General features: G+C 69.8%; 14 protein-coding genes. 10 read left to right on the forward strand and 4 right to left on the reverse strand.

Going from position 1 to position 15,293, the window contains the following annotated elements; translation table 11 throughout:
• Positions 1–648: 648 nt before the first annotated feature.
• The 3 genes from P3T29_RS16450 to P3T29_RS16460 form a co-directional block, all read right to left on the reverse strand.
• Positions 649–846 carry a DUF397 domain-containing protein gene (locus P3T29_RS16450; RefSeq protein ID WP_280717206.1) on the reverse strand — a complete coding sequence of 66 codons (198 nt, stop codon included), beginning with the start codon at positions 844–846 and terminating at the stop codon, positions 649–651.
• A gap of 79 nt (positions 847–925) precedes the next feature.
• Positions 926–1,135, reverse strand: coding sequence for a hypothetical protein (locus P3T29_RS16455; RefSeq protein ID WP_280717207.1), 210 nt, complete (start codon positions 1,133–1,135; stop codon positions 926–928).
• A 150-nt stretch (positions 1,136–1,285) separates the two neighbouring features.
• The gene (locus P3T29_RS16460; protein WP_280717208.1) at positions 1,286–2,800 is read right to left on the reverse strand and encodes an MFS transporter; all 1,515 of its coding nucleotides are present in this window, start codon (positions 2,798–2,800) and stop codon (positions 1,286–1,288) included.
• Positions 2,801–2,944: 144 nt separating this feature from the next.
• Between P3T29_RS16460 and P3T29_RS16465 the strand changes: the two genes are divergently transcribed.
• Entirely contained in the window at positions 2,945–3,952 is a 1,008-nt protein-coding gene (locus P3T29_RS16465) for an AsnC family transcriptional regulator (RefSeq protein ID WP_280717209.1), read from the forward strand.
• Positions 3,953–3,986: 34 nt separating this feature from the next.
• Here the strand turns inward: P3T29_RS16465 and P3T29_RS16470 are convergent, their stop codons facing one another.
• Positions 3,987–4,655 (reverse strand): peptidylprolyl isomerase, encoded by a 669-nt coding sequence (locus P3T29_RS16470; RefSeq protein ID WP_280717210.1) that lies wholly within the window; start codon positions 4,653–4,655, stop codon positions 3,987–3,989.
• 210 nt (positions 4,656–4,865) lie between these two features.
• On the opposite strand from P3T29_RS16470, the gene P3T29_RS16475 reads away from it, so the two are divergent.
• The 9 genes from P3T29_RS16475 (at position 4,866) to nuoH (ending at position 15,291) form a co-directional block, all read left to right on the forward strand.
• Positions 4,866–5,816, forward strand: coding sequence for a DMT family transporter (locus P3T29_RS16475; protein WP_280717211.1), 951 nt, complete (start codon positions 4,866–4,868; stop codon positions 5,814–5,816).
• A gap of 516 nt (positions 5,817–6,332) precedes the next feature.
• Positions 6,333–6,692, forward strand: a complete 360-nt coding sequence (locus tag P3T29_RS16480) for an NADH-quinone oxidoreductase subunit A (protein WP_014137597.1) — start codon at positions 6,333–6,335, stop codon at positions 6,690–6,692.
• 82 nt (positions 6,693–6,774) lie between these two features.
• Positions 6,775–7,329, forward strand: coding sequence for an NADH-quinone oxidoreductase subunit B family protein (locus tag P3T29_RS16485; protein ID WP_280717212.1), 555 nt, complete (start codon positions 6,775–6,777; stop codon positions 7,327–7,329).
• Positions 7,326–8,039, forward strand: a complete 714-nt coding sequence (locus P3T29_RS16490) for an NADH-quinone oxidoreductase subunit C (RefSeq protein ID WP_280717213.1) — start codon at positions 7,326–7,328, stop codon at positions 8,037–8,039. Before P3T29_RS16485 ends, P3T29_RS16490 begins: the two co-directional genes overlap by 4 nt.
• Complete coding sequence (locus tag P3T29_RS16495; protein WP_280717214.1) at positions 8,036–9,367, forward strand: NADH-quinone oxidoreductase subunit D; 1,332 nt, start codon at positions 8,036–8,038, stop codon at positions 9,365–9,367. The genes P3T29_RS16490 and P3T29_RS16495 overlap by 4 nt, the downstream gene beginning before the upstream one ends.
• Positions 9,364–10,104, forward strand: coding sequence for an NADH-quinone oxidoreductase subunit NuoE (gene nuoE / locus P3T29_RS16500; RefSeq protein ID WP_280717215.1), 741 nt, complete (start codon positions 9,364–9,366; stop codon positions 10,102–10,104). Before P3T29_RS16495 ends, nuoE begins: the two co-directional genes overlap by 4 nt.
• Complete coding sequence (gene nuoF / locus P3T29_RS16505; protein WP_280717216.1) at positions 10,104–11,459, forward strand: NADH-quinone oxidoreductase subunit NuoF; 1,356 nt, start codon at positions 10,104–10,106, stop codon at positions 11,457–11,459. Before nuoE ends, nuoF begins: the two co-directional genes overlap by 1 nt.
• Positions 11,456–13,924: an NADH-quinone oxidoreductase subunit G gene (locus tag P3T29_RS16510; protein ID WP_280717217.1), complete on the forward strand. Its 2,469-nt coding sequence runs from the start codon at positions 11,456–11,458 to the stop codon at positions 13,922–13,924. Before nuoF ends, P3T29_RS16510 begins: the two co-directional genes overlap by 4 nt.
• Complete coding sequence (gene nuoH / locus P3T29_RS16515) at positions 13,921–15,291, forward strand: NADH-quinone oxidoreductase subunit NuoH (protein ID WP_280717218.1); 1,371 nt, start codon at positions 13,921–13,923, stop codon at positions 15,289–15,291. Before P3T29_RS16510 ends, nuoH begins: the two co-directional genes overlap by 4 nt.
• Positions 15,292–15,293 lie beyond the last annotated feature (2 nt).

Below are 15,293 nucleotides of genomic sequence, written 5' to 3' on the forward strand. Positions count from 1 at the left end.
CGCCAAGCCGAGAAGGGGTTGCAATGTTGAAACTCTATCTCTGCCGTAAGTGTTGCATCGCTCACTGACGTCACGTCAGGAGGCCGGAAGTGCACCCCGGACGAGCACGACGGCTTGCACGTCCGGCCGAGGGTTGTGCCTGGTCGACCAACTCGCCGACGAATGAGGAGTCGAAGAGATCGGGACGTACGGGAAGGCCGTGTGGGCGACCACGGCCGCCGTTGTGGCGACGGCAGCCTGACGCTCGCGGGCCGGCGGTGAGTGAAAGCCAGCCTTGCTGTCGGCCCGACCGACAAAGCATCTGGTGAACAAGGGAGGGTGACCGATGGCCAGTTGCGGGATTCCGCGCCGAAGGCGGTCCTAGTCGACCGTATGTCGTCCGACGCCTCGTTACCCGGGCTACATCGGGACATCCGCCCGTCCAGAGCTACGCCATCACCGACGCGCGATGCAACGGCCTGGAGCCTGACCGACGTTGTGTTCGGGAGGGGCATGGTGTCGTTGCGTGCGGTGGGGTCGGGGCCAATGAACACGCAGCTGCCGCCTGGCCCTTGGCGTACGGGTCGGGTGTGATCGTGATCCCGAACCCTTCCGGGTGCGGCGAGCCTTCGCGTTGCCAGGCTTCGACGGCGTGCTCGCGGCAGAGGATCAGGCGGAGAAGTCGCCGCAGTGATCGAACTCGCCGTTTCGCGCACCAAGTAGGGAGCCCGCCCACTTCCGTGGCGTGGTGCGCACGATGACGTCCGCGGAGTCTGACTCGCGGACTTCAATGAAGCCGTCGACGGTTCGAATCTCGACGCACTCATTGGAGTTCCCGCTGAATGACGACTTCTGCCAGTCGCTCATCTTGGTTGCCAACCTCTCAGGCCTTCCTTGATGCGGCGGATGAGGTCGCGGGCCGCGCTGGGACGGGATTCATCCGGGGTCATGTTTCGTCTTGCTTGGGAACCAGGAAGAAGGCGTCCCAGACCGCCGCCACCTGCGCATCCGGCGTTAGTTCGGCGGGGGCTTCGTCGTCCGGCCAGCGACTGGAGTCGATCGCGGCGATCTGCTCGTCCATGTCGCGGAAGACGTTTCCACTCCGCAGGACGACGTGCTCGTTGTCGAGTGAGATGGAAAAGCGCTGCTTGACCATCTGCTGAGTGTATGGCGCCGGGTACTGCCAGGCCGAGGAACACGGTTGTCCAGGTGGAGTTGGCCCATGGCTGAGCGGCCACTGCCGTCACCAGCCGCAAGAGTCGACGGAGGGGGCGTGAGCAAAGCTCACGCCCCCTCCGTGCTGCTGTCAGACCCGCGCAGCGACCTGCGCCGGTGCGGGGTGCTCGGGGCCGTCGGCGGGTGCCGCTGGGCGGCGGAGGAGGAGTAGGACGGCGGCGCCGCCGAGGAGGCCCAGGGCGCCCGAGACGAGGAAGGCGTCGCGGAGGCCGGTGGCGAAGGCGGAGTCGACGGTGTGGGCCAGGGTCGGGGTGTGGGCGATGAGGGGGCCCGCCTGGCCGCCGGTCAGGGCGTCGGCCGTGCGCTGCGGGTCCGGGAGGGAGTGGTCGGAGCGGAGGGAGTCGAGCAGGCCGGACTGGAAGACCGCGCCGAGGACGGCGATGCCGAGGGCGTTGCCGAGTTGGCGCGACGTGTTGAGGGTGCCGCCCGCCATCCCGGCGCGGGTGTGCGGGACGGCGGCCATTGCGGCGGCGGCCATCGCGGGGGTGGCCAGGCCGACACCGGCGCCGGTCACCGCCAGGCCGAGGACCAGGGCCGTCCAGGTGGAGTCGGCGCCGATGGTGGCCAGCAGCAGGGCGCCGACGCCGATCAGCAGCAGGCCGCCGCCGATGGTGAACCGGGGCGGGACGCCGTGCAGCTTCTTCCCGGCGACGGCCGAGGCCACGAAGGCCACGATGCTCATCGGCAGCATCGTCAGACCGGCTGTCACCGGGCCCATGCCGCGTACCGACTGGAGCCAGAGCGAGGTGTAGACGAGGTACGAGAAGGCGGCCACCGAGAGCAGCAGCCCGCCGATCATGATGCCGACGAAGGCCGGGCTGCGGAACAGCCCGAGGTCGAGCATCGGCCGGGTGCTGCGCAGTTCGATCAGGACGAAGGCGAGCAGCGAGAGCGCGCTCAGGGCGAACAGGCCGAGGGTGGTGGTGGAGGTCCAGCCGTTGTCACCGACCCGGATCAGCGCGTACGTCAGCGCGCCGGCGGCGAGGGTGAAGCTGATCAGGCCGGGCAGGTCGACGCCGCGTGCCTGCGGGTTGCGGGACTCCTTCACCACCCGGAGGGTGACCAGCACCGCCAGCACGCTGACCGGCAGGTTGACGAAGAAGATCCAGCGCCAGTCGAGGTGCTCGGTCAGCAGCCCGCCGAGTACCGGACCGGCCGCCGCCGCAGCGCCGTTCACCGCACCCCAGACACCGAACGCGATGCCCCGGTCCTTGCCCTGGTACGCGCCGCTGAGCAGCGCCATCGTGGTGGCGAACATCGCCGCGCCGCCGATGCCCTGCAGCCCCCGGAAGGCGATCAGCATCCCGGGCCCGGTCGCCAGACCGCAGGCCAGCGAGGCGACGGCGAACAGGACGAGCCCGCCCAGGTACACCTTGCGGCGTCCGATCAGGTCGGCGAGCGAGCCGGCGCCGAGCAGCAGGGCGGCGAGTGCCAGGGCGTAGATGTCCAGCACCCACTGCAGGTCGGCGAAGGTGGTGTGCAGGCTGGTGGCCATGTCGGGCAGGGCGACGGTCACGATGGTGACGTCGACCAGCAGCATGAACGCGCCCAGGCACACCGCTGTGAGCGGTAGCCACTTACGCATCAGAGTTCTCCTCGGTCGTTCCGGTTCCGCCGGACAACCCCTGCCCGCGCTCTACGAAAGTCGCAGCCGGTGGACGGATCGGACCATCCAGCTCGGTATGAACGGCGGATTCCGATGTCGTGGGGCTCTGTAATGATGGAAACCATGAACGAAGAGGTGGAGCTGGACGAACTCGACCGGGCGATCGTGCAGGCGCTGATGATCGACGGCCGGGCCGCGTTCAGCCGGATCGCCGAGCTGTTGGAGGTCTCGGACCAGACGGTGATCCGCCGCTACCGGCGGCTGCGCGGCGGCGGGTGGCTGCGCGTGGTCGGGCTGCCGCTGGGGCACCGGCTCGGGCTGTTCGAGTCCTGGCTTCGGATCCAGTGCGTCCCGGACGCGGCGATCGCGGTGGCCGACGCGCTGGCCCGGCGGCCGGACATCTCCTGGGTGACGCTCAACTCCGGCGGTACCGAGATCCACTGCATCACCAAGGCCCGGACCGCGCAGGACCGGGACACGCTGCTGCTGGAGAAGCTGCCCGGCACCCGCCGGGTCACCGCGATCTCCGCGCACACCATCCTCCGGATGTACATGGGCGGGCCGGGGCGGTGGGGTGGTCTCGACGTCCTCACCGGGCCGCAGGTGACGGCGCTGGAGCACCCTCTCACCGACGCCGGCGGTGGCCGGGTGCGGTTGGACGAGGCCGAGCTGGCGATGCTCGCCGTACTGGCCCGGGACGGCCGGGCCGGCTACCCCGAACTCGCCCGCGCGGCCGGTCTCTCCGAGTCCACCGTCCGCCGCCGCCTCGACCAGCTGCGGGAGAGCGGCGCGCTCTACTTCGACGTCGAGATCGACCCGCTGCTGCTCGGCTTCCAGACCCAGGCCGTGCTGCTGGCCACCGTCGCACCCGCTGACCTCGCGGCAGCCGGTGCCGCGCTCGGTCGGCATCCGGAGGTCCCGTTCGCTGCGGCGATCACCGGCTCGGCGAACCTGCTCGCGGTGGTGACCTGCCGGGACACCGACGCGCTGTACGAGTACCTCACCGAGCACATCGGCGCGCTCAAGGCCGTCCAGCACGTCGAGTTGGTACCGCTGATCCGTACGGTGAAGCGGGCCGGGATGCTGATGGAGGGCTCCCGCCTGGTCGACCCGCCCGGTCAGGCTTCCTGAGGCCCGGGCGGGCCGACTCGTAACGGAGGCCGGTTCAGTGGGCGCTGATCCGGACCTGCTTGATGTTGACCGGGAGGTTCGGGAAGCCGTCGCCGGGGCCGTTCTGGCCGTCCTCGCCGCCGGCCGCGATCTTCTGCAGGACGTCCATCCCGGCCGTCACCTTGCCGAAGGGGGTGTAGGCGGGGGAGAGCTTGGTGTCCTTCCAGACGAAGAAGAACTGGCTGCCGTTGGTGTTCGGGCCGGAGTTGGCCATCGCGACCGTACCGGCGGGGTACGTCGCGCCGGTCAGGTTCTCGTCCGGGAAGGAGTAGCCGGGGCCGCCGCTGCCGGTGCCCGTCGGGTCGCCGCACTGCAGGACCCAGAGCCGCTGGGTGGTCAGCCGGTGGCAGTGGCTGCGGTTGAAGAAGCTGTGCTCGGCCAGGAAGCGGAACGAGAAGGTGGTGCACGGCGCCTGGGCCGTCAGGGCCTCGAACCTGACAGAGCCTTGACTGGTTTGCAGGGTCGCGCTGTACGGCTTGGCGGCCTTCTTCGCGTCGAAGACCGGTATGCCCTTGAAGTTGTCGGCGGGCACAGCCGGTGTGTACACGCAGGTCGAAGGCGTGGCGGGCGCTGCGGGGGCGGCGACGGCGGCGCCGGCCGACGTGGTCAGGCTGAGCGGCAGCGAGGTGGCTGCCACCAGCAACGACCAGTGTTTTCTTCTCATCTGAGGGTACCTCCGGAGCGTGTTGTCATGGCGCCCTCATCCCTGCCCCAAGTCGGGGACGCCATGCGGCGGCACGGGAACAAATCGATTGATCGCCGGTGCTCCGGTACGCGAGGATGGTTCGCCACTTGGACCGACCGGTCCTACAGTGAGCGAGATCCGTCCGACGGTGTACGGGCCTTTCAGCCAACTACCCCGGAGGGAACCGCTATGCGCGCGACTTCACAGAGCGTCCGTGATCTGCCCGTACTCGCCGTCGCCGTGGTCTGGGGCTCCAGCTTCCTGGTCCTGAAGCAAGTCGCCGACCAGAACACCGTACTTGGCACGCTGGTGCTCCGATTCGGGCTGGTGATACCGCTGTTGGCGGTGTTCGCCTGGCGCTCGCTGCGCAGGCTGAGCCGGCGGGAGTGGCTCGGCGGGGCGTCGTTGGGCGTCATCCTCGCCGCGATCTTCCTGCTGGAGACGTACGGTGCCGTGCACACCTCGGCGACCCACGCCGGGCTGATCGTCAGCCTCACCATGGTCTTCACCCCGCTCGCCGAGAGCGCTGTCCGGCGGACGTCGTTGCCACGGGTCTTCCTCGGGGCGGCCGGGCTCTCGGTGCTGGGCGTCGCGCTGCTGACCGGGGGCGGCGGGCTCAAGGGCCCGAACCTCGGCGACCTGCTGATGCTCGGATCGGCCCTGGTCCGGACGGTCCACGTACTCGCGATGTCCCGCACCAGGTCGATCAAGGGGACGGACGCGCTCGCCCTGACCTGGATCCAACTCGCCACCGCCGGACTGATCTTCCTGCTGGTCTCCCCGCTGGCCGGCGCCTCGCCGCTCGCCGTGGCGGAGTCGTTCGGGCCGCGCGAGTGGACGGGCCTGCTCTACCTGTCGGTGCTCTGCACGGTGTTCGCGTTCCTGGTCCAGATGTGGGCGGTCAGGGCCACCTCGCCGTCACGGGTCAGCCTGCTGCTCGGCACCGAGCCGCTCTGGGCCGCGCTCTTCGGCACGGTGGTCGGTGGTGACCGGCTGAGCGCCCTCGCCATGTTCGGCGGGGTGCTGATCCTGGTCGGCACCGAGTGGGGGCGCCGCACGATGAAGCCCGGGGCCCCAGCGGCGGCGGAGCCAGTGGAGTCGGTGGAGGCCGCCGAGGACCGGGCCGAGGTCACCGTCTGACCGTTTCGGCCGCAGCGAGGGGCGCGGGGAACCGTGCGAAGCGGAAGGCCTCGCGCGGTTCCCCGCGCCCCTGTTCGTGCTTGGGCACGTGCGCTTGTGAACGAAAGGTCAAGCGCACGTACGAGGGGTGCCACCCGGGAGGGTGAGGTCCTCTATCACGTCAACCTGAAGCCCAAAAATTTGCGATACGCGACGCATGATTGATATAGGGCCAAGGCTCTGACCAGTCGCTTCGCAGATAAATGCGACTGATTGTGGTCATTTGCCTTCGCTGCGTAGATAGATCGCGACTTGATCGCCTTGGTGATCGTTTGTCAGGTGGCGCAGATCACAAAGATCGTCCAGAACTGCGTGTCGCAGATCACAAGCGGACGGGCATAGGATGCGCACGTTCCGGGCTTTGTGAACTGCCTCACATGGGGTGGATCTCAGGAACTGGATCACGGGTCGACCAGAGCGTGACCTGTTGATTCCGATCTGCAGTCAAGGACGACTGGACGGAGGGAGCGGGGCCTCATGAATGCCTACGCGCCGATCCTCGTACTCGGTGCCATCGCGGCGGCGTTCGCGGTCGGTTCCGTCGTGATGGCCTCACTGACCGGCCCGAAGCGCTACAACCGGGCCAAGTTGGAGGCGTACGAGTGCGGCATCGAGCCGACCCCGCAGCCGGTGGGCGGCGGTCGGTTCCCGATCAAGTACTACCTCACGGCGATGCTCTTCATCGTCTTCGACATCGAGATCGTCTTCCTCTATCCGTGGGCGGTCAGCTTCGACGCCCTCGGGATCTTCGGGCTGGTGGAGATGCTCCTGTTCATCGCCACCGTCTTTGTCGCGTACGCCTACGTCTGGCGTCGCGGCGGTCTGGAGTGGGACTGACGCTCCTTGTGAACACGGGGGCAAACCACCGGACTTGAGGGCCGGACCTGCGAGCCGGACTTGAGAGGCTGAGAGGGATCTGATGGGAATCGAGGAGAAGCTGCCGAGCGGCTTTCTGCTCACCAGCGTGGAGACGGCCGCGGGGTGGGTGCGCAAGGCGTCGCTCTTCCCGGCCACCTTCGGGCTGGCCTGCTGCGCGATCGAGATGATGACGACGGGGGCCGGCCGCTACGACCTGGCCCGGTTCGGCATGGAGGTCTTCCGGGGCTCGCCCCGGCAGGCCGATCTGATGATCGTGGCAGGCAGAGTCAGCCAGAAGATGGCCCCGGTCCTGCGCCAGGTGTACGACCAGATGGCCAACCCCAAGTGGGTCATCTCGATGGGCGTCTGCGCCTCCTCGGGCGGGATGTTCAACAACTACGCGATCGTCCAGGGCGTGGACCACATCGTCCCGGTCGACATCTACCTGCCCGGCTGTCCGCCGCGTCCGGAGATGCTGATGGACGCGATCCTCAAGCTCCACGACAAGATCCAGCACGAGCCGCTCGGCGTGAACAAGCGCCGTGCGGAGGAGCTCGGCGAGGCCTTCGCCCTGCAGGCCACCCCGGTCAGCGAGATGCGGGGGAAGCTGCGATGAGCGCCCCAGTACCTGAGAGCGGCTTGCCCGTGGCCCGCAAGGAGCTCCCGATCGAGGTGGTCGGCAAGCGCCAGGGCATGTTCGGCGCCCAGGGCACCGGCGACACCTCCGGCTTCGGCGGCCTGACCGCGCCGATCGCGCTGCCCCCGGCGAGCGTCCGCCCGTACGGTGGCTGGTTCGACGAGGTCGCCGACGAGTTCGAGGGCGCGTTGGAGGAGCAGGGGCTCGACCCGGCCGACGTGATCGACAAGACCGTGGTGGACCGGGGTGAACTCACCTTCCACGTGGCCCGCGAGCACCTGCTGAAGGCCGCCCGGACGCTGCGCGACGATCCCGCCCTGCGCTTCGAGCTCTGCCTCGGCGTGGACGGCGTGCACTACCCGCACGACAAGGGGCGGGAGTTGCACGCGGTGTACCAGCTGCGCTCGATCACCCACGGCCGCCTGCTGCGGGTCGAGGTCTCGGCGCCGGACAGCGACCCGCGCGTCCCGTCGGTGGTCAGCGTCTACCCGACCAACGACTGGCACGAGCGCGAGGCGTACGACTTCTTCGGCCTGATCTTCGAAGGCCACCCCGCCCTCACCCGGATCATGATGCCGGACGACTGGCTGGGCCACCCGCAGCGCAAGGACTACCCGCTCGGCGGCATCCCCGTCGAGTACAAGGGTGCCCAGATCCCGGCTCCCGACCAGCGGAGGTCGTACTCATGAGCACCACCGACTACGAGCACGCCGGTGCCCGCGACACCACCGAGGGCCGGGTCTTCACCGTCACCGGTGGCGACTGGGGCGAGGTGGTCGAGGCCATCGGCCGGGCCGACGACGAGCGCATCATCGTCAACATGGGCCCCCAACACCCCTCCACCCACGGGGTGTTGCGCCTGATCCTGGAGATCGACGGCGAGACGGTGAAGGAGGCCCGCTGCGGCATCGGCTACCTGCACACCGGCATCGAGAAGAACATGGAGTTCCGGAACTGGGTCCAGGGCACCACCTTCGTGACCCGGATGGACTACCTGACCCCGCTGTTCAACGAGACCGCGTACTGCCTGGCCGTCGAGAAGCTGCTCGGGATCACCGACCAGATCCCCGACCGGGCCACCGTCATCCGGGTCATGATGATGGAGCTCAACCGGATCTCCTCGCACCTGGTCTGCCTGGCCACCGGCGGGATGGAGATCGGCTCCACGACACTGATGATCTACGGCTTCCGGGACCGTGAACTGATCCTGGACGTCTTCGAGTTGGTCACCGGCCTGCGGATGAACCACGCGTACGTCCGGCCCGGCGGCCTGGCCCAGGACCTGCCGCCGGGGGCCGTCGACCAGGCCCGCGAGGCCGTCAAGCTGCTCCGCGCGCGGATGCACGAGTACGACAAACTCGCCACCAACAACCCGGTGTTCAAGGCCCGTCTGGTCGACGTCGGCTTCCTCGACCTGGCCGGCTGCCTGGCGCTCGGCGCCACCGGCCCGATCCTGCGGGCCACCGGCCTGCCGCACGACCTGCGCAAGTCCGACCCGTACTGCGGGTACGAGACCTACGACTTCGAGGTCGCGACTGCCGACACCGCCGACTCCTACGGCCGGTTCCTGATCCGGCTGGAGGAGATGCGGCAGGCGCTGCGGATCGTCGAGCAGTGCCTGGACCGGCTGAAGCCCGGCCCGGTGATGGTCGCCGACAAGAAGATCGCCTGGCCGGCCCAACTCGCGGTCGGCCCGGACGGGATGGGCAACTCGCTCGACCACATCCGGAAGATCATGGGCACCTCGATGGAGGCCCTGATCCACCACTTCAAGCTGGTCACCGAGGGCTTCCGGGTCCCGGTCGGCCAGGCGTACGTGGCGGTCGAGTCGCCGAAGGGCGAGCTCGGGGTGCACGTGGTGAGCGACGGCGGGACGCGCCCGTACCGCGTCCACTTCCGCGACCCCTCGTTCACCAACCTGCAGTCGATGGCGGCGATGTGCGAGGGCGGTCAGGTCGCCGACGTGATCGTCGCGGTGGCCGGGATCGACCCGGTGATGGGAGGCGTGGACCGGTGACCAGTACTGAACTCGGCCTGCCGGCACTGCCGGCCAAGCCGTACCCCGCAGAGGTGCACGCCCGACTGGCCGAGGACGCCGCCGAGTTGATCGGCCGCTACCCCGTCGCCCGCTCGGCGCTGCTGCCGCTGCTGCACCTCGTGCAGGCCGAGGAGGGCTTCGTCAGCCCGAGCGGAATCCGGTTCTGCGCCGAGCAGTTGGAGCTGACCACCGCCGAGGTGACGGGCGTCGCGACCTTCTACACGATGTACCGGCGCAGGCCCGCCGGGACGTACCACGTAGGTGTGTGCACCAACACGCTCTGCGCGGTGCTCGGTGGCGACCAGATCTTCGACGAGTTGCAGCAGCACCTCGGGATCAAGAACAACGAGACCACCGCCGACGGCGAGATCTCGATCGAGCACATCGAGTGCAACGCCGCCTGCGACTACGCCCCCGTGGTGATGGTCAACTGGGAGTTCTTCGACAACCAGACGCCCGAGAGCGCCAAGCAACTGGTCGACGACCTGCGCGCGGGCCGGGACGTCCTGCCGACCCGGGGCGCCAAGCTCTGCTCGTTCAAGGACACCGCCCGTGTGCTGGCCGGCTTCGCCGACGAGCGCCCGGGCGTGGTGGACGCGTCCGGCGCGGGCGGCGCCCCCTCGATGGCCGGGCTGCGGCTCGCCAGGGGCGAGACCCTGCCGGGTACTCCGGGCACCAAGGTCGTGGCCCCCCGGCACGAAGGGACGGAAGCGTGATGACCTCCGCAGAGCCGGCCGAGAAGTTGCTCTCCCCGGTACTCTCCGACTGCTGGGACGACGACCGCCCCTGGACCCTGGACACCTACCTGCGCCATCAGGGCTACCAGGGCCTGCGGGCCGCCCTCGCCATGCCGCCGGACGACGTGATCGCGCTGGTCAAGGACTCCGGGCTGCGCGGCCGTGGCGGCGCGGGCTTCCCGACCGGGCTGAAGTGGCAGTTCATCCCGCAGAACGACGGCAAGCCGCACTACCTGGTGGTGAACGCGGACGAGTCCGAGCCGGGCACCTGCAAGGACATCCCGCTGCTCTTCGCCAACCCGCACTCGCTGATCGAGGGCATGATCATCGCCTCGTACGCGATCCGCTGCGACCACGCCTTCATCTACCTGCGCGGCGAGGTCGTCCCCGTGCTGCGCAGGCTGCAGGCGGCCGTGGCCGAGGCGTACGCAGCGGGTTACCTCGGCAAGAACATCCTCGGTTCGGGTATCGACCTCGACATCACCGTGCACGCGGGCGCCGGGGCGTACATCTGCGGCGAGGAGACGGCGCTGCTCGACTCCCTGGAGGGCCGGCGCGGCCAACCCCGTCTGCGCCCGCCCTTCCCGGCCATCGCAGGCCTGTACGCCTGCCCGACGGTGGTCAACAACGTCGAGTCGATCGCCTCGGTGCCGCCGATCCTGACCCGGGGCAAGGAGTGGTTCAAGTCGCTCGGGACGGAGAAGTCCCCCGGCTTCACGCTCTACTCGCTCTCCGGGCACGTCACCAACCCCGGGCAGTACGAGGCGCCGCTCGGGGTGACGCTCCGTCAGATCCTGGACATCAGTGGGGGAGTGCGAGCTGGGCACCGGCTGAAGTTCTGGACCCCCGGTGGGTCCTCGACGCCGATGTTCACCGACGCGCACCTCGACGTGCCGCTCGACTACGAGGGGGTCGGCGCGGCCGGCTCGATGCTCGGGACGAAGGCGCTGCAGATCTTCGACGAGACCACCTGCGTGGTCCGCGCCGTCACCCGCTGGACGGAGTTCTACGCGCACGAGTCCTGCGGCAAGTGCACCCCGTGCCGTGAAGGCACCTACTGGCTGGTGCAGTTGCTCAGGCGGATCGAGGCGGGCGAGGGTGTCCAGGGCGACCTGGAGAAGCTGCTCGACATCGCCGACAACATCAACGGCAAGTCCTTCTGCGCGCTCGGCGACGGTGCGGCCAGCCCGATCGTCTCCTCGCTGCAGTACTTCCGGTCCGAGTACGAGCGGCATCTCACCGAGCGGCGCTGCCCGTTCGACCCGGCGGCCTCCACCGTCTGGGCCCACCGCTCCACCCACGAGTCCGCCACCGAGAGGGAGGTGCACGCATGACGGTCACCGAGCCAGCCAGGACCGCCACCGACCTCGTCACGCTCACCATCGACGGCGTGGAAGTCCAGGTCCCCAAGGGGACGTTGGTGATCCGCGCAGCCGAGCAGATCGGCACCCAGGTCCCGCGCTTCTGCGACCACCCGCTGCTCGACCCGGTCGGCGCCTGCCGGCAGTGCATCGTGGAGATCGAGGGCCAGCGCAAGCCGGTCGCCTCCTGCACGATCCCGGTCACCGAGGGCATGGTGGTCCGTACCCAACTCAGCTCGCCCGTCGCCGAGAAGGCGCAGCGCGGCGTGATGGAGCTGCTGCTGATCAACCACCCGCTGGACTGCCCGGTCTGCGACAAGGGCGGCGAGTGCCCACTGCAGAACCAGGCGATGTCCACCGGCGGCGCGGACTCCCGCTTCGAGGGCATGAAGCGGACGTACCAGAAGCCGATCCCGCTGAGCACCCAGGTGCTGCTGGACCGCGAGCGCTGCGTGCTCTGCGCCCGCTGCACCCGCTTCTCGCAGCAGATCGCCGGTGACCCGTTCATCGAACTGCTGGAGCGCGGGGCGCTGGAGCAGGTCGGCATCGGCTCGGACGAGCCGCTGAGCTCGTACTTCTCCGGCAACACCATCCAGATCTGCCCGGTCGGCGCGCTGACCTCGGCGGCGTACCGTTTCCGCTCCCGCCCGTTCGACCTGGTCTCCTCGCCGAGCGTCTGCGAGCACTGCTCGTCGGGCTGTTCGCTGCGGACGGACCACCGCCGGGGCAAGGTGCTGCGGCGGCTGGCGGGCGACGAGCCCGAGGTGAACGAGGAGTGGAGCTGCGACAAGGGCCGCTTCGCCTTCCGCTACGGCCAGTCGCGCGAGCGCCTGAGCACGCCGCTGGTCCGTGACTCCCGGACCGGCGAACTCGCCCCCGCCTCCTGGCCGGAGGCGCTCGCCAAGGCCGCCGCCGGGCTGCTCGGCAGCCGGGCCGCCGTGCTCAGCGGGGGCCGGGTGACGGTCGAGGACGCGTACGGCTACGCCAAGTTCGCCCGCGTCGTGCTCGGCACCAACGACGTCGACTTCCGGGCCCGCCCGCTCAGCGGCGAGGAGGCGGACTTCCTGGCCGCCGCCGTCGCCGGGCACGGGGTGGACCTGGACGGTGACGGGGTCACGTACCAGGCGCTTGAGGTCGCACCGGCCGTGCTGCTCGCGGGCTTCGAGCCCGAGGAGGAGTCGCCGATCGTCTTCCTGCGGCTGCGCAAGGCCAACCGCGCGCACGGGATGCCGGTGTTCTCGATCGCCTCGCACCGCTCGCGCGGGCTCGGGAAGTTGCACGGCGCGCTGCTGCCCGCCGCGCCCGGCACCGAGGCCGAGTGGCTGGCCGCGCTCGCGGACGACGAGGGCCTCGCCGACGAGGCCGGGCGGGCGGCCGGACTGCTGCGTGAACCCGGTGCGGTGATCCTGGTCGGCGAACGGCTGGCCACCGTCTCCGGTGCGCTCACCGCCGCGCTCCGGCTGGCCCACGCCACCGGCGCCCGGCTCGCCTGGATCCCGCGCCGGGCGGGTGAGCGCGGCGCCGTCGAGGCGGGCGCGCTGCCCGGCCTGCTGCCCGCCGGCCGTCCGGCCTCGGTGGCGGCCGCTCGGGCCGAAGCCGCCGCCGTCTGGGGCGTCGCCGACCTGCCCGCCCGCCTCGGCCGGGACACCGACCAGATCCTGGCGACCGCCGCCCACGGCGATCTGGACGCGCTGGTGGTCGGCGGCCTGGACCTGGACGACCTGGCCGATCCGGCGCTCGCCGAGGAGGCGCTCGCCCGGGTGCCGTTCGTGGTCGCGCTGGAGCTGCGCCCGTCCGCCGTCACCGAGCACGCCGACGTGGTGTTCCCGGTCGCGGCGGTGGCGGAGAAGGCCGGCACCTTCCTGGACTGGGAGGGCCGGGTGCGGATGTTCGAGGCCGCGCTCAAACCGGACCAGCTGATGCGAGCCCAACCGCACTCGGACGTAAGGGTGCTGAACATGCTCGCCGACGCGCTCGGCCACTCGCTGGGCCTGCCCGACGTCCGCGCCGCGCGCCTGGAGCTGGACCGCTTCGCGCCGTGGACGGGCGACCGCCCGGCGGCCCCGACCGCACACCCCGCGCCGCTGCCCCGCCCGGCCACCGGCCAGGCCGTGCTGGCCGGGCACCGGCTGCTGCTGGACAACGGCTCGCTGCAGGCGGGTGACGACCACCTGGCCGGCACCCGGCACCCGGCGGTCGCCCGGCTCTCGGCCGGCAGCGCGAAGGAGATCGGCGCCACCAGGGCCGTACGCGTGACCGGCCCGGCCGGTTCGCTCGTCCTGCCGCTGGAGATCACCGCCGAGCTGCCCGACCGTACGGTCTGGCTGCCGCTCAACTCCACGCCGGGCGGCGCCCATCGCACCCTCGGCACCACGGTCGGGCACCTCGTCACGATCGCTTCGGCAGACTCGGCGCACTCGCCGGAGGTGGCCTCATGACGTCCGTTGCCGCCTACGAGACCCTCGGGTTCTTCGGTCACGACCCGTGGTGGCTGGTCCTGCTCAAGGCGGTGTTCGTCTTCGCCTTCCTGGTCCTCACGGTGCTGATCGCGATCGTCTGGGAGCGCAAGGTCGTCGCCTGGATGCAGCTGCGGATCGGCCCGAACCGGCACGGCCCCTGGGGTCTGCTGCAGTCGCTCGCCGACGGCATCAAGCTCGCGCTCAAGGAAGACCTGGTGGTCGCCGGAGCCGACAAGGTGGTCTACGTGCTGGCGCCCGTGATCGCCGCGATCCCGGCCTTCATGGCCTTCGCGGTGATCCCGTTCGGCCCGGCCGGCGACGAGGTCTCGATCTTCGGGACGCGTACGCCGCTGCAGCTCACCGACCTGCCGATCGCGCTGCTCTACATCCTGGCGACCGCCTCGATCGGCGTGTACGGGATCGTGCTGGCGGGCTGGTCCTCCGGTTCCACGTACCCGCTGCTCGGCGGGCTGCGGTCGGCGGCACAGGTGATCAGCTACGAGATCGCGATGGGCCTGTCGTTCGCGGCGGTGTTCATCTACTCGGGCTCGATGTCGACCTCGGAGATCGTCTCCGCCCAGCAGCCGAAGTGGTTCGCGGTGCTGCTGCCGGTCTCGTTCATCGTCTACATCATCGCGATGGTCGGCGAGACCAACCGCGCGCCCTTCGACCTCCCCGAGGCCGAGGGCGAGTTGGTCGGTGGCTTCAACACCGAGTACAGCTCGCTGAAGTTCGCGATGTTCATGCTGGCGGAGTACGTCAACATGGTGACCGTCTCGGCGCTGGCGAGCACGCTCTTCCTCGGTGGCTGGCGGGCTCCGGCCCCGATCAGCACGTTCTGGGCGGGGGCCAACCACGGCTGGTGGCCGATGCTCTGGATCATCATCAAGATCCAGCTGCTGCTGTTCTTCTTCATCTGGCTGCGCGGCACGCTGCCCCGGCTGCGCTACGACCAGTTCATGAAGCTGGGCTGGAAGGTCCTGATCCCGGTCTCGCTGGTCTGGCTGGTGATGGTCGCCAGCGTGCGGGCCCTGCGCAACGAGGGCTACGACTTCAGCAAGGTGGTCCTCTACGTCGGGGCGCCGATCGGCGTGATCCTGCTGCTGGTGCTGCTCCGGGACTTCTTCAAGCACCAGGCCGAGCCTCCTGTCGAGGCCGAGCCCGAGCCGGAGTTCGACCCGATGGCGGGCGGGTACCCGGTGCCGCCGCTGCCCGGGCAGGAGCTGCCGCCCGTCCCGCGCCGGCCCAGCCGGGCCCCGCAGTTGCAGGAAGCACTGAACGCCGGTGCCCTCCCCCAGCCTTCGGCCGGGGGGACCCCCATCGCCGACCATTCCGAAGGGAGCTGAAC

Origin of the sequence: Kitasatospora sp. MAP5-34 (assembly GCF_029894335.1) — a bacterium.
Taxonomy (GTDB): domain Bacteria; phylum Actinomycetota; class Actinomycetes; order Streptomycetales; family Streptomycetaceae; genus Kitasatospora.

Coding starts and splice junctions, on each gene's coding strand:
- P3T29_RS16450 (WP_280717206.1), bottom strand. CDS start 846: ATGAGCGACTGGCAGAAGTCGTCATTCAGCGGGAACTCCAATGAGTGC.
- P3T29_RS16455 (WP_280717207.1), bottom strand. CDS start 1,135: ATGGTCAAGCAGCGCTTTTCCATCTCACTCGACAACGAGCACGTCGTC.
- P3T29_RS16460 (WP_280717208.1), bottom strand. CDS start 2,800: ATGCGTAAGTGGCTACCGCTCACAGCGGTGTGCCTGGGCGCGTTCATG.
- P3T29_RS16465 (WP_280717209.1), top strand. CDS start 2,945: ATGAACGAAGAGGTGGAGCTGGACGAACTCGACCGGGCGATCGTGCAG.
- P3T29_RS16470 (WP_280717210.1), bottom strand. CDS start 4,655: ATGAGAAGAAAACACTGGTCGTTGCTGGTGGCAGCCACCTCGCTGCCG.
- P3T29_RS16475 (WP_280717211.1), top strand. CDS start 4,866: ATGCGCGCGACTTCACAGAGCGTCCGTGATCTGCCCGTACTCGCCGTC.
- P3T29_RS16480 (WP_014137597.1), top strand. CDS start 6,333: ATGAATGCCTACGCGCCGATCCTCGTACTCGGTGCCATCGCGGCGGCG.
- P3T29_RS16485 (WP_280717212.1), top strand. CDS start 6,775: ATGGGAATCGAGGAGAAGCTGCCGAGCGGCTTTCTGCTCACCAGCGTG.
- P3T29_RS16490 (WP_280717213.1), top strand. CDS start 7,326: ATGAGCGCCCCAGTACCTGAGAGCGGCTTGCCCGTGGCCCGCAAGGAG.
- P3T29_RS16495 (WP_280717214.1), top strand. CDS start 8,036: ATGAGCACCACCGACTACGAGCACGCCGGTGCCCGCGACACCACCGAG.
- nuoF (WP_280717216.1), top strand. CDS start 10,104: ATGACCTCCGCAGAGCCGGCCGAGAAGTTGCTCTCCCCGGTACTCTCC.
- P3T29_RS16510 (WP_280717217.1), top strand. CDS start 11,456: ATGACGGTCACCGAGCCAGCCAGGACCGCCACCGACCTCGTCACGCTC.
- nuoH (WP_280717218.1), top strand. CDS start 13,921: ATGACGTCCGTTGCCGCCTACGAGACCCTCGGGTTCTTCGGTCACGAC.